This is a genomic window from Actinopolyspora alba (genome assembly GCF_900112765.1).
Taxonomy (GTDB): domain Bacteria; phylum Actinomycetota; class Actinomycetes; order Mycobacteriales; family Pseudonocardiaceae; genus Actinopolyspora; species Actinopolyspora alba.
Genome location: NZ_FOMZ01000010.1, coordinates 111,493 through 124,568 on the forward strand (window position 1 = coordinate 111,493; position 13,076 = coordinate 124,568).

A 13,076-nucleotide genomic window follows, 5' to 3' on the forward strand; every position below is an offset into this window, starting at 1 on the left:
GCATCTACCGATCACGGCTCAGGCGCGCCGGTTGCTCAACACTCCCGCGAACAACAGCACGAGCACCCCGGCCAGCGGCACCACCAGCAGCCCCACCCGGAGGCCTGCCGTATCGGCGACCAGGCCGACCAGCGGCGGGGACAGCAGGAAGCCCAGCCGCATGAGCCAGGAGACCACGGTCAGCCCCGAACCCCGCTTGAGCCCGGGCAACTCGTCGGCCTCGTGCATCGCGGCGGGCACCAGCGTCGCCACCCCGAACCCGGCGGCGGCGAAGCCGAGGACCGTGCCGGGCACGGTCGGCACAGCCAGCGCCAGGCCCATACCGACTGCGGTGATCAGACCACCGGAACGGGCCACGGTGCGCTGCCCGAACCGTCCGACGAGCCGATCACCGAGGATGCGGCCGACAAACTGGGCCGCAACCAGCGCCACGTAGCCCTGGGCCGCCAATGTCGCGGGCGCGTGCAGCGATTCGGAGAGGTAGAGCGTGGCCCAGGAGTTGCCCGCGTCCTCGACGAGTGTTCCGGCCATGGCGATGACGACGAGTGCTGCCAGCACGAACGCGATGCGCCGCCCCGGGAGCACGCGCTCCGCCCGTCCCGCCTCCCCGAGGTCGGCATCGGCTCCCGGGATGGATTCGTCGTCGGGCCCGGGCAGGCAGAGCATCCAAGCGGCACAGGCCGCGAGCACGAACACCGCCGCCGAGATCGCCAGGTGTTGCCCCCGCGAGAGCCCGAGCGCCATTGCGGCGGCGGCCATGGATCCGCCGGTCACTGCCCCGATGGACCAGACGGCGTGGAACGAGTTGATGATGGAGCGTCCGTAGCGGCGCTGCACCCGCAATCCGTGGGCGTTCTGCGCGACATCGGTCAACGAATCCATCGCACCGGCGAGAAGCAGTGCTCCCGCGAACATCGCGACCGAACCCGCCGTTCCCGCGACCAGGATTCCCACCGCGGTCAGCAGGGTGCCCGCGACCGCCACCCGCGCGGAACCCAGCCGCCGGACGGCCACCCCTGCGGCCAGACCGGCGACGATGGACCCCATCGGGAACGCCACGACAGCCACCCCGTAGGCGGTGTTGCCGAGTCCGAGATCCGCCTTGATCTGCGGAAACCTCGGCAGCAGGTTGGCGAACAGCGCTCCGTTGGTGAAGAACAGCACGGCCACGGCCACGCGAGCCCGCCGCTCGACCTGCGTGGGTCGGGATGGTGCGGCAACGGTCATGCGCGGCAGCCTACCCATCGGAGCGGACGATCGTACACTCGTTTTCGGAACCGTTCCAGGAGGAGGCGCGTCGACCGGCCTGGGCGTCAATTTCTCGCGAAATCGCCGCGCGGGTGGGGAGTGCTCAGCCGCCCGAGGTGTGCCGTTCCGACCCGGCGGTGCCCGGCTCGGTTCCGGAAGTTTCCCGGCGGGAAGTCCCGGAGTCGGGCTCGGCCGGGGTGTTGCCGGTGGCGGGGGTCGCCGGGCCGTTGCTCGCATCGGGGGAGCCGCTGCCGGAACCCGAAGAAACGCTCCCAAACCCCGAAGAAGCGCCGGCGGATTCGGAGGAGCCACTCCCGGGATCAGCGGAGCCGCCGGGGATCGGGACTCCCCTGGGCGGTGTGCTGCCGGAGTCGAGCGGGCCGACCGCGCCCCGCAGTGCCTGGGTCCAGGTCAACCGCCCGAACAGGTAGAAACAGGCCACCCGCTCGTCCGAGAACCGCGCCCAGTCGTAGCGGTTGCCCTGCTCACGCCAGAACACCTCCCAGACCTGCTGCCCTTCGGAGTCGTCCCGCAGCAGGCACCAGGCGTCGTCGCGCTCGGCCGCGACGGAAACCACCCGCGGTGGCACTCCCATCGCCTCCAGCCATCCCAGCACGGATTCGGAATTCACAGGGCCTCCTCAGCAGGACTCTGGTACCTCGATTTGCGTAGAGGGTCATTTGGTGGAACCTCTCGCACGGCTCTCGCTGCGGGTGCCCCGACATCGGGTAGCGACACACAACGTCGGGGCCGTCCTCGCGAGAGCCGCACGGGAGAACCCGCGGCGGTGCCGGTGGCGAGAGTGGCTGTGGTTCGGCGCTGTGAACGCGGAGGAACTGTTCCAGCGTCGACACAGCGGCGAGCATCAGCGGGGCGTCTCGGCGGAAGCCGTCATCGACCTCACCTCGACGCCCGTGTCCTCACTATGGATCCGCACCGTTCGTTCCGTCGTTTCGGAGTCAGCCGCTTCGTCCTGTTCGGACGTGTCGTTCCGCCCGGCAACATCGACACCACCGGACGAAACTTCCTGTCCGGAGACATCCCCGTGTTGGGCCTCAGTGTCCGGTTCGGACTCGACAGCCGGATCGGCCAGCAGGCCCAGGGCGAGCAGCTCGGCGATGGGGTGCGTCGTGCGGTAGCGCAGACCCGTGCCGGGCTGCTCGAACCAGGCGACCGCCCGGGTGAGCCACACCGGCAACGGATGCACCACCCGGTAACGCCGATAGGTCCGCTCCCGGAACTCCGGAGGCAGCGAACGGTCGGCGAACGCGGTCCCCTCGGGAGCCAGCACGAGCCCCCACTCGTCACCCAGCCGATCGAGCATCGTGCCCGGCGGCAACACCTCGGGATCGGGCTCCTCGACACCGTTGTCCGCGAAACCGTGCCGCACCGGCCAGTCGTAGGCGTGCGTCCGATTCCCACCCGGCCCGGGAAGCAGGTAACGCCGTTCCCACTCGAACTCGCCGACCTCGGCTTCCGGACCGAGCGGTTCGTAGCCGACGAGCAGCTCCTCGGGGATCGTGCGCTCCGCGTCCTCCGCCGCTCCCGGCGCGGCTCGGCGTTCGGCGGAGCTCGAGGACCCGGCAACGGCGAACTTCTCGACGAGGTCCGCACGCGGATGTGACCGCGGCGGCACCGTGAAGGTGTCCCGTTCGGACGGTTGCCCGGAGGGTGACCACTGCCTGCTCGGGCGGGTCTCGGCCACCGGCATGTGCCCCAGCGGGAACTGGTGCAGCACGAACGCCACGACTGCGGGGTCCCGCTGGTTCTCCCGCAACGGGCGTCGCCCTTCGGTGGGTTGCTGCGGTGGGGGTTGCTGCGCGGGTGGCGGGGGCTGTTGCGGCACCCCGCCGCCGGGAGCGAACGGACTACGTCCCACCGGTGGCGCCACACCCGGATGGGCCGTCCCGGTGGGCTGGTAACCGCCCCGCACCGGAGGTCCTGGGAGCGGAGCCGCCTGTCCGGGCTCCGGCTGTCCGGCGCCCCTGCCAGGCCCGGGAGCAGCCGGAGGCGGTGGAGCACCCGGTCGCCGCGGCTGACCAGTGGGGCCTGGCTGACCGGTGGGCCCGGGCTGTCCCGCCATTCCCGGTTGTCCGGCGGGTCCCTGCGGGACGGCGCCGGGTTGTGGTGCGGGACCGGCGGGTGGCGGTGCGGACGGACCCGACGGCGCGGGTGGCGGTGCGGCGGCGGGAGACGCCCATGCCTGGTGCACGGCCTGCGGGGCGGTGATCGGGTCACGCCCGACATCGGTGCGCTCGCCCCCCACACCCGATGCCGGTGCGGCGCCGGGAGCCGAGGACGCGGCGGGATCCACGACAGGTATGGGGCCGGTTCCGGCATCCGGGCCGCCCACCGGTCCGGCAGCGGCACGCCGAACCGTTTCCGGCGAGACCGGTCCCGTCAGCTCCCGGTCGGCAGCCTCTCCCGACTGATTCGCGTGCGGGGGAGGTCCCGCGCCATCCGGTCCCACGGCAGGACCCCGTTCGTCGGATCCGGACACGGGCGAGAGGAGCTCCGATATCCGGCTGCGGGGCGTGTCGGGCTCCCCGCGCTCGGACGCCTGCCCCGGCTTAGCGGGCTCGTCATGCGGTGCCGACGGTGGGTCCGCCGGCGAAGCCGCACGGTTCCCCGCCTCACCGACAGCGCCTTCATCCACCACGGCACCCGCCACCGAAACGGCGTCCCCCACCGAACTCACATCCGACACCGGGTTCGCGGCCGCCTCGGTAGCGCCGAGCGGTGCGGACTCGGGCGGTGCGGAACCGGGGGATGCGCTCGAATCGATGGTGACCCCGCCCGAACTGTCCACCGCCCCGGCCAGGCTCCGGTTCAGCTCGGCGATGTTGGTGGCCGCATCCCCCACAGCGGACTCGGCCCGCAACGCCGCGGAGGGGTTCCCCGCCGCGGCGGCCCGCTCGGCAGCGTCGGTCCGCTTGGCCAGCGTGACCAACTCCCGCACGATGCGCACCTTGGCGGCGCCCACCTGGTCCGCCGCGTGATCCAGCCGGTCGGCCGCGGCCGCGCACTCCCGTGCGCAACCGGGCAACCGGCCGGTGTCCGGGTCGACGAACCCCTGCCAATGACTGCTCGCGGCCCGCGCCGTCTCACCCTCGATAGAGGCGAGCGCTCCGCCGGCGGAGGTGTCGGAGGTGGCCGCCAACCTGTGCAGCGAGCCCGCGGCACGGCGCCAGGCGGCCGCCGCCTCGCGCATGGCGTCCTCGTCGGCCTCCGGCCAGTGCGTGCCGGTGCGTTCGGCCACCCCGCGCAGTTCGACGGGAAGTTCGATCCCCACTCCGATCACTCCCGTTCCGGCCCGGCATCGATCCCGTCAAGTCGTTCGGCCGCCGCCTCGTCGGCGCGGCGGTAGGTCTCGGCCACCTCCGACAGCTTCGTTCCCATCTCCGCGAGCTCGTCCGGCAACCGTTCGAGCCCGCGCAGCGCGCGCTCGGCGCCGGGGAGGTACAGCTCGGCGAACCTGGCTCCCGCCTCGTCGGAACCCCAGCAGTCGCCCGAGACCTCCAGGGCGGTGCGCAGCTCGTCCCGGATCCGCCTGGCGTGTTCCGCGTGCTCGGTGAACTCCCCGGCGTGCTCGGTGAGCTTCCCGAGTTCACTGTGGAAACCTGTCATCACCGGTCCCGTTCCGCCGCTCCGACGTCCCGCAGCCAGCTGCGGGGTTCGAGCGACTCGTCCTGCTCGGGCTCCGCTGCCGAATTCCGCGGCCCATTGTCCGCAACGGCGGATCCATCGGGCACCGACACCCCGGTGACAGCGGAAGCAGCGGTCGTCGTGGAGTCGGCGCGTAAGGCGGCGGGGTCGGAGCCGGACGGGAGCACCGTCGCGAGCACCGCGTCGGTGCGTTCGGCGATCCGCGCGGTGGCCGTGGCGGACAGTCGCACGATCAGCCCGCCGAGTTCGTCCGGGGAGTGCGTGCGGTAGACCTGCTCGGCCAGCCACACCCGCCGCAACGCTCCCCCCGAGCCGACGGTGACCGATACGTCCCCCCGCTCGTCAGCGGCGGTCTCCTCGATCGAGGCGAGCTCCTCGTCGACCTCGGAAAGCCGCTGACTGCTGCGCCGGTAGTCGGCGATCATCTCCTCGACCTGCGTCCGATGGTCGGTCAACGCCACTCACCTTCCTCCCGCTGCCTGCCACCTCGCTCGGGCCCGCTCCGACGGACAGGGGCGAGCCGCCCGTTCGGACGTGTGAACCGCCGAACCGGTTCCGTCCGGGCAAGAACTTGCCGGGACGGATCGCCGGGGCAGGCGCTCAGCCGTGCCGCGGGTTGGTCACGCGCAGCCCCTCGGTCACCGCCCGGTGGATCACGCGGGCCAGCGGTGCGCCGAGCACGGAACGCGGCCCGCCGTAGGGCTCGGGCGCGCCGTCGGGCGGACACAGCAGCACGGTCGCGTCGGTGCAGGTGCCGGTACCGGGCACCCCCGCCTCCGACAGGGCCTGCGCCTTCGCCTCGGCGACGGTGGCGACCAGGTTGACCAGCGCGGACTCGCTCAACCGCACCGGGAGGAAGCACACCGCGTTGATGGTTCCCGGCATGTGGTCCCGCACCAGGTGCGAGGTGTCGGCGGCATCGTGCGCGGCCCAGATCGGATAACCCACCCCGGTGGTCACGCTCGCCCGCACACCCGATTCGGCCGCGGTCACCTCGTGCCGCACGTCCACCGCGGTCAACAGGCCGGTGCCCGGTCCTTCGAGCTCCAGTTCCCCGGCCATCTCGGCGATGTGCTCAGCCGGGTCGGGGCGGTCGTATCCACTGGGGACGGTGGCGTTGAGCACCCAGCGGCGGAGTCCGAGACCGCCGCCGTACGAGCCGGAGGAAACGGCCAACCACTCGCCGGGGCACTCCCAGGCCAGCAGCGGTCGTCCCCGCAGGGTGCGCGTGCTCGCGCCCGGGAAGCGCACGGTCTCCGAGGTCGTCATCGCACCAGTGCCTTGACCACCGGCGACGGGCTCGGTTTGCCGAGTCGCTCGGCCATCCAGGTGCTGGTGTCCACGAGCAGTTCCAGGTCGACACCGTGCTCGATTCCCAGCCCCGAGAGCATCCAGACCAGGTCCTCGGTGGCGAGGTTGCCGGTCGCCGAGCCCGCGTAGGGGCAGCCGCCCAGGCCGCCCGCCGAGGCGTCGACGGTGCTGACCCCCAGCCGCAGCGCGGCGTAGGTGTTGGCGAGTGCCTGCCCGTAGGTGTCGTGGAAGTGCACGGCCAGCCGGTCAGCGGTGATATCGGCCGCGTAGAAGCCGCGCAGCACGCTCTCGACCTGGCCGGGCGTGGCCACACCGATGGTGTCGCCGAGCGAGAGCTGGTCGCAGCCCATTCCCAGCAGCCGCTTACCCGCGTCGACCACCTGCTCGACCGGCACGGCACCCTGCCACGGATCACCGAAGACCATCGAGAGGTAGCCGCGAACCCGCATGCCGAAGGACGCCGCACCCCGCACGACCGGACGGAACATCTCGAACTGCTCCTCGAAGCTCCGGTTGAGGTTGCGCTGGGCGAAGCTCTCGGTGGCGGAGGCGAAGATCGCGATGTCGGAGACCGCTGCCTCCCTGGCGCGGTCGAGGCCGCGCTGGTTGGGCACCAGCACCGGGTAGCGCACGCCGGGTTTGGGGGAGAGCCCGTTGATGACCTCGCCCGCGTCGGCCAGCTGCGGAACCCAGTCGGGGTGCACGAAGCTCGTGGTCTCGATGACCGGCAGGCCGGCGGCGTTGAGCCGGTTGAGGAACTCGAGTTTGACGTCGGAGGGGATCACCCCACTCTCGTTCTGCAGCCCGTCACGAGGCCCCACCTCCCAGATGGTCACCCGTTCGGGGAGTTCCGGCGTGTTCGGGGAACGAGTGGCCTCCGGCAGACCCAGCGCACGTACACCCATCAACAAGTCTCCTTCCACAGGTCGCGGATCGCACCGCTTCTCGTTGGTCCCAACGGGCGTAGGACGCTACTCGATACGGAGCATCGGCGGGAGAATCCCGGAATCATCGCCTCGTCCGGGGACGGCGAGCGGTCAGCGATCCTCCGGGTAGTGATCGTGTGGCTCGCCCTCGACCGCGCCGTACAGCAGCGACTGCACCCGGTTCACCTCCGGGATGTCGTCGAACTCCAGGGGTTCGTCCGAGGCGGACTCGATTATCAGCGTTCCGCTGCCGAGCAGCCGGTCCAGCAGCCCCCGGCTGGATCGGACGCTGTTGATCCGCCCGAGCGGGATGTGCACGCCGGAGCGGGTGAATACCCCCTCGCGGATCATCAGCCGGTGGTTGGTGACCACGAAGTGGGTGGTGCGCCAGCGCAGCAACGGAGTCAGCACCAGCCAGAGCAGCAGCACGAACCCGACGATCCCACCCGCGGCGAGTACCGGGGTGCGCCAGGCGAGCGCCCCGGTGAACAGCACGAGAGCGCCGAAGCCGACCAGCACCACTAGCAGCGCGAGCACCGGACCCACCAGCAGTTTCCAGTGGGGGTGACGGTGCACCAGCACCTGCTCACCCTCACCGAGCTGATCATCGGGATAAGCCACCTGTAGTCCCCCTTCGGATCAGCGGCGAGCCACGCTCACCGTACCGGAACCTCGACCGGTTCCCGTGCCTGTCCGGGAGATAGCGAGCACGACCCGCGAAGCGCGGATCGACCGATTCGGGGCGGGATCGTGCCACGTCGGAGACGGACCGACGACCCGACATCGGAGCAGCCGAACCGAGGTCGACGCCGGGCCGTAATCGCCGTAATCGACGCCGGGCCGTGGTCAACGCTGCGCCGTGCTCAACACTCTCCTGTGATCAGCGCTGGGCCGGACGCAGGTGCACCACGTCACCGGCGGAGACCGGCGTGCGCGTCCCGTCGCGGTCGCGGACCACGAGCCTGCCCTGGGCGTCGACGTCGCGGGCCTCGCCTTCGAGTATCCGGCCACCACCGAGTTCGACACGCACCCAGCGGCCGATCGTGCCGCACAGCGGTCGATAGCGTTCCAGCACACCGCCGTCCAGGGCGTCCTCGGACACCCCCTCGCGCCAGCGCAGCTCGATCTCGGACAACCGCTCCAGCAGACCGCCCAGCAGCTCGGTGCGGTCGACCTTGCCCCCTTCGGCGGCGATGGAGGTGGCGGGCAGACCACCCGCGCTCTCGGGCAGGCTCGCCGCGTCGTGGTGGACGTTGACGCCGATGCCCAGCACCACCGCCATACCGTCCAGAGTGCTCACCGCCTCGGCCAGGATGCCCGCCGCCTTGCGGTCGTCTCCCAGGAGCAGGTCGTTGGGCCACTTCAACTCGGCGACCAGCCCGGTGGTCTCCCGCACCGTCTCGGCCAGCGCGGTACCCGCCAGCAGCGGGAGCCAGGACAGCGCGGTACGCGCCGCCACCACGGGACGCAGCAGCACGCTCACGTGCAGCCCGTAGTAACGCGGCGAGACCCAGGAGCGCCGCATCCTTCCCCTGCCAGCCTGCTGTTCCTCCGCGATGAGCACGGTGCGGTCGGGGGAACCGGCACTGGCCGCGGCGACCAGATCGGTGTTGGTCGAACCGGTCACGGTCACCACGTCGAGCGCCCGGTACGGGCCGTCGTCGAGCAGGCGGGCGCGCAGCGCGTCGGCGTCCAGCGGGGGCGGGGTGGTCATGCGACCAGGCTATGCCGTGGATGGCCCGAGTGGTGACCGGTCTTCCGATGTGCCGCGCGTCACCGGGGCCGAGGTGCGATACGAGCCCGACCGCGAACGCGGCGTCACGTCCCGCCGTCCCCGACGGGCGATCGGCGGAACCCCACCCACCGAAAAGGTGATACTCGTCACCCGAGACCTCTTCGTGGCGGACGAGCTCGGCTGGCTAGGCTGCCGGGCATGAGCAGTGCGACCGAACCGATTGGTGAGCCGTCTGTCGGTGAGCCGGACATTCACACCACGGCCGGGAAGTTGGCCGATCTGTATCGGCGCAACTACGAGGCGGTACACGCCGGTTCCGAACGTGCGGTGGAGAAACAGCACGCCAAGGGCAAGTACACCGCCCGCGAGCGCATCGACATGCTGTTGGACGAGGGCTCGTTCATCGAGTTGGACGAGCACGCCCGCCACCGCTCGACGAACTTCGGAATGGAGCAGTCCCGCCCGTACGGCGACGGCGTGGTGACCGGTTACGGCACAGTGGACGGTCGCCAGGTGTGCGTGTTCTCGCAGGACTTCACCGTGTTCGGCGGTTCGCTGGGCGAGGTGTTCGGCGAGAAGATCGTCAAGGTGATGGATCTGGCGCTCAAGACCGGGTGCCCGCTGATCGGGATCAACGACTCCGGTGGTGCCCGCATCCAGGAAGGCGTGGCCGCGCTGGGGCTCTACGCCGAGATCTTCAAGCGCAACACCCACGCCTCCGGGGTGATCCCGCAGATCTCGCTGATCATGGGACCGTGCGCGGGTGGTGCGGTGTACTCCCCCGCGATCACCGACTTCACCGTGATGGTCGACCAGACCTCACACATGTTCATCACCGGCCCCGACGTGATCAAGACCGTCACAGGCGAGGACGTGACCTTCGAGGAGCTCGGCGGAGCGCACTCGCACAACTCGAAGTCCGGCAACGCGCACTACATGGCCTCCGACGAGGACGACGCGATCGCCTACGTGCAGGAGCTGTTGTCCTACATGCCGTCGAACAACCTGGCCGAGCCGCCGGTGTCGGACGCGCCCGCCGAGAGCGGGACGGTCGCCGACAACCTGACCGAGGCCGACCGGGAGCTGGACACGCTGGTGCCGGACTCGCCGAACCAGCCCTACGACATCCACGAGGCGATCACCCGGGTGCTCGACGACGGCGACTTCTGCGAGGTCTCCGCCCTGTTCGCGCCCAACATCGTGATCGGGTACGGACGCATCGAGGGCCACAGCGTCGGAATCGTCGCCAACCAGCCCGCCCAGCTGGCGGGCACGCTGGACATCGAAGCCAGCGAGAAGGCCGCGCGGTTCGTCCGCACCTGCGACTCGTTCAACATCCCGGTGGTCACCTTCGTGGACGTTCCCGGCTTCCTGCCCGGCACGGACCAGGAGTGGAACGGCATCATCAGGCGCGGTGCCAAACTGCTCTACGCCTACGCCGAGGCCACCGTTCCGCTGGCCACCGTCATCACCCGCAAGGCGTACGGCGGTGCCTACGACGTGATGGGCTCCAAGCACCTGGGCGCCGACATCAACCTGGCCTGGCCCACCGCCGAGATCGCGGTGATGGGCGCGCAGGGCGCGACCAACATCCTCTACCGCAAGCAGCTGTCCGAGGCCGCCGAGCGTGGCGACGACGTCGAGGCGGTGCGTGCGCAGTTGCAGCAGGAGTACGAGGACACCCTGTGCAACCCGTACGAGGCGGCCGAGCGCGGTTACGTGGACTCGGTGATCCCGCCCTCCCACACCCGGGGCTACCTGGCGCGATCGCTGCGGATGCTGCGGAACAAGAAGGACACGCTGCCCGCCAAGAAACACGGCAACATCCCGCTGTGAGCGGGTCCGGCCTTGATGCTCGCGGCGCGACGCTGGTGCCGCGAGCACTGTCCACCGCGTGCCGAGCGTCGTTATGCTGACGTCTCCGGCACGCACACCCGCCGATGGAAGGTGCACCTTGAGCGACGAACCCGTTGCCGAGTCCGGTGAGTCACCCGCTTCCGAGACGGAGGGCGCCCAGCAGCCCGTGCTGCGGGTCGAGCGGGGCAGGCCCGACGACGTGGAGGTGGCCGCGTTGACCGCGGCGCTGGTGGGAATCGCGGCGGCGAGCTCCGGCGGGGGCGAACGGCCCGAACGCATGTCGATGTGGGGTGACCCCGGCTCCGCGCTGCGCTATCCCGGTGGCAGGCGGCCGATGCGGCCCGGCCCGAACGCCTGGCGCGCTTCCGCCCTGCCGATGTGAGGTGAGATGGAGCGAAGCTCCTACGGCGGGCCACACCGCGGCTTCGACGACCACTTATCCGAACCGCTCACCGAGGCGAGGAAGAAAAGGCGTTGCTCTGCTCCGCGCCGAACTCAGCCATCGACCGGTCATCGACCTTCCACGGCTGCCAGCGCCGGGACTCCGGGGGAAGTGTCGGTTCAGGTTCCGTTGGTGAGCGCTTGGACGAGCTGATCGACGGTGGGCGCGCCGGAGAGTCCGTCAGGGGTTGAGTAGACCCTGCAGGCCAAACCGTAGTTCCGGGACGTGTCGGGGAAGAGGTCATGCCCGTTGAGACGGATGGTGGGCGAACCCGGGAATCGCAGCGCCCGGGCCTCTTCGTCGGTCCCGACGGCACGGAGAACGAGTTCATGAGTTCGGTTTCCCACGGCTTCGAGAGCTTCGGCGAGGTGTGCCCGCGCGATATGCCAGTTCGGGCAGTCAGCAGAGTAAAGCAGTTCGATTTCCACGGGTTCATGGTCCACGCGTTTCGAGAATGGCATCAAGCAGGCAGGGCGGGCGTCCTAACTCCGCGCACTCGGAACGCGTGACCGTACCGAGTCCCCTCAACCACAACGAACATGGCCACGGATGGAGGGCTTGCTCGGGAGTCGTGCGAGAGGTTCCGCCACGAAACCGCCTACGAGAGACGACCCGACGACCTCTCACTACACCGGAGGGCGGAGGCCGGGGATGTGTCCGTCTCCCTGGCACTGGGGGCAGGTCCGCCACTCTCCCAGCGTCATCCCGGCGTGGGTCTCCTCGGTGGCCCGGATCATGTAGAGGCGGGGTTCGCTGACCTTCTGGAATCCGCCGCAGTTCGGGCACACCGTGTTCGGCCCGTGCTTGAAGTTCGGTGAGTACTGCTCGTTCATTCCCCGCGCCTCTCGTTCGTGCGCCGCTTCGCTGGGATAACCGGCCGGAACGGTCGCCGGGACGGCCGGATCGGCTCGCTTCCCCAATGCTGCCATCCGCGCCCCTCCGGGAGGCCGTAGCCGGGTCTCCCCCGTGCGGGACTCAGCGGCGCCGCCCTCGATTTCCCGCGAAATCGCCGGGCCACCGGGGTCAGGACTCGGGTGCGGTCGCCACGACGACGGTGGCATCGGTCTCCTCGCAGCGGGCCACCCGGGTGTCCAGCCCGTACTCGGCGCAGATGGCCGCCGAGCGTTCGGCCTGCCGCCCACTGGTCTCCAGCAGCAGCCGTCCACCCGGCGACAACCACTCCGGGGCCTCGGCGGCGACCGCGCGATGCACGTCGAGCCCGTCCGTCCCGCCGTCCAGCGCCACCGGTGGCTCGTGCTCCCGCGCCTCCGGTGGCATCGACGCGATCTCGTCGGTGGGCACGTAGGGCGCGTTGGCCAGCAGCAGCTCTACCCGCCCGCGCAGTTCCCCGGGCAGCGGCTCGTAGAGATCTCCGCGGTGGACCGTGCCACCGAGGTCCGTGAGGTTGCGGCGCGCGCAGCGCACGCAGTTGGGGTCGATGTCGCAGGCGTGCGGTTCGATCCGCTCCACAGCGCGGGCCACTGCCGCCACGATCGCCGCGGAGCCGCAGCACAGCTCGACCACCACGGCACCGGGTCTCGCCAGCGAGATCGCCTGTTCGGCCAGGAACTCGCTGCGCCGTCGGGGGACGAACACGCCGGGTTCCACCACGAATCGGTCACCGAGGAACTCCGCCCAGCCGAGCACCACCTCCAGCGGCAGGCCGTCGACCCTGCGCCGGGTCAGCTCGGCCAGCTCGGCACGCGTCCCGGCGGTCCGGAGCAGCAGTTCTGCCTCGTCCTCGGCGAACACACAGCCCGCCGCGCGCAGTTCGGTGATGATGTCGGTCAACAGTCGGGACTCGCCCTCGACGCTCACGAGTCGGATACGTTACCGAGCGCACCGCACCGGCTCGGAAGCCAGGGCGGCCGACGGCGGCCCCGCACCAACG

Annotated in this window: 13 protein-coding genes and 1 pseudogene; 2 read left to right on the forward strand and 12 right to left on the reverse strand. The window is 70.6% G+C overall.

Going from position 1 to position 13,076, the window contains the following annotated elements:
- Nucleotides 1–18: 18 nt before the first annotated feature.
- The 9 genes and pseudogenes from BM150_RS16275 to BM150_RS16315 form a co-directional block, all read right to left on the reverse strand.
- Nucleotides 19–1,227 carry an MFS transporter gene (locus BM150_RS16275; RefSeq protein ID WP_092928246.1) on the reverse strand — a complete coding sequence of 403 codons (1,209 nt, stop codon included), beginning with the start codon at nt 1,225–1,227 and terminating at the stop codon, nt 19–21.
- 394 nt (nt 1,228–1,621) lie between these two features.
- Nucleotides 1,622–1,879 (reverse strand): annotated as a pseudogene (locus BM150_RS25130) (hypothetical protein); the annotation flags it as partial.
- A gap of 234 nt (nt 1,880–2,113) precedes the next feature.
- Nucleotides 2,114–4,540: a TNT domain-containing protein gene (locus BM150_RS16285; protein WP_139219561.1), complete on the reverse strand. Its 2,427-nt coding sequence runs from the start codon at nt 4,538–4,540 to the stop codon at nt 2,114–2,116.
- Nucleotides 4,541–4,545: 5 nt separating this feature from the next.
- The gene (locus BM150_RS16290) at nt 4,546–4,875 is read right to left on the reverse strand and encodes a WXG100 family type VII secretion target (RefSeq protein ID WP_092928143.1); all 330 of its coding nucleotides are present in this window, start codon (nt 4,873–4,875) and stop codon (nt 4,546–4,548) included.
- The gene (locus BM150_RS16295) at nt 4,875–5,369 is read right to left on the reverse strand and encodes a YbaB/EbfC family nucleoid-associated protein (protein ID WP_139219562.1); all 495 of its coding nucleotides are present in this window, start codon (nt 5,367–5,369) and stop codon (nt 4,875–4,877) included. Before BM150_RS16295 ends, BM150_RS16290 begins: the two co-directional genes overlap by 1 nt.
- Nucleotides 5,370–5,514: 145 nt before the next feature.
- Entirely contained in the window at nt 5,515–6,183 is a 669-nt protein-coding gene (locus BM150_RS16300; protein ID WP_092928145.1) for an adenosylcobinamide amidohydrolase, read from the reverse strand.
- Nucleotides 6,180–7,130, reverse strand: coding sequence for a hydroxymethylglutaryl-CoA lyase (locus BM150_RS16305; protein ID WP_092928146.1), 951 nt, complete (start codon nt 7,128–7,130; stop codon nt 6,180–6,182). The genes BM150_RS16300 and BM150_RS16305 overlap by 4 nt, the downstream gene beginning before the upstream one ends.
- Before the next feature lie 132 nt (nt 7,131–7,262).
- Nucleotides 7,263–7,772, reverse strand: a complete 510-nt coding sequence (locus BM150_RS16310; RefSeq protein ID WP_092928147.1) for a PH domain-containing protein — start codon at nt 7,770–7,772, stop codon at nt 7,263–7,265.
- Nucleotides 7,773–8,031: 259 nt separating this feature from the next.
- Nucleotides 8,032–8,865 carry a biotin--[acetyl-CoA-carboxylase] ligase gene (locus BM150_RS16315; RefSeq protein WP_092928148.1) on the reverse strand — a complete coding sequence of 278 codons (834 nt, stop codon included), beginning with the start codon at nt 8,863–8,865 and terminating at the stop codon, nt 8,032–8,034.
- Between the two features lie 219 nt (nt 8,866–9,084).
- Here BM150_RS16315 and BM150_RS16320 point away from each other — a divergent pair, with 219 nt between their 5' ends.
- The gene (locus BM150_RS16320) at nt 9,085–10,722 is read left to right on the forward strand and encodes an acyl-CoA carboxylase subunit beta (protein WP_092928149.1); all 1,638 of its coding nucleotides are present in this window, start codon (nt 9,085–9,087) and stop codon (nt 10,720–10,722) included.
- 118 nt (nt 10,723–10,840) lie between these two features.
- Nucleotides 10,841–11,125, forward strand: a complete 285-nt coding sequence (locus BM150_RS16325; protein WP_245755537.1) for an acyl-CoA carboxylase subunit epsilon — start codon at nt 10,841–10,843, stop codon at nt 11,123–11,125.
- Between the two features lie 179 nt (nt 11,126–11,304).
- Here the strand turns inward: BM150_RS16325 and BM150_RS16330 are convergent, their stop codons facing one another.
- From BM150_RS16330 to BM150_RS16340, 3 genes are all read right to left on the reverse strand, one after another.
- Nucleotides 11,305–11,613 carry a DF family (seleno)protein gene (locus tag BM150_RS16330; RefSeq protein ID WP_092928247.1) on the reverse strand — a complete coding sequence of 103 codons (309 nt, stop codon included), beginning with the start codon at nt 11,611–11,613 and terminating at the stop codon, nt 11,305–11,307.
- A gap of 198 nt (nt 11,614–11,811) precedes the next feature.
- Entirely contained in the window at nt 11,812–12,114 is a 303-nt protein-coding gene (locus BM150_RS16335) for a hypothetical protein (protein ID WP_245755538.1), read from the reverse strand.
- Between the two features lie 94 nt (nt 12,115–12,208).
- Nucleotides 12,209–13,003: a putative protein N(5)-glutamine methyltransferase gene (locus BM150_RS16340; protein WP_217641688.1), complete on the reverse strand. Its 795-nt coding sequence runs from the start codon at nt 13,001–13,003 to the stop codon at nt 12,209–12,211.
- Between the last annotated feature and the right edge of the window lie 73 nt (nt 13,004–13,076).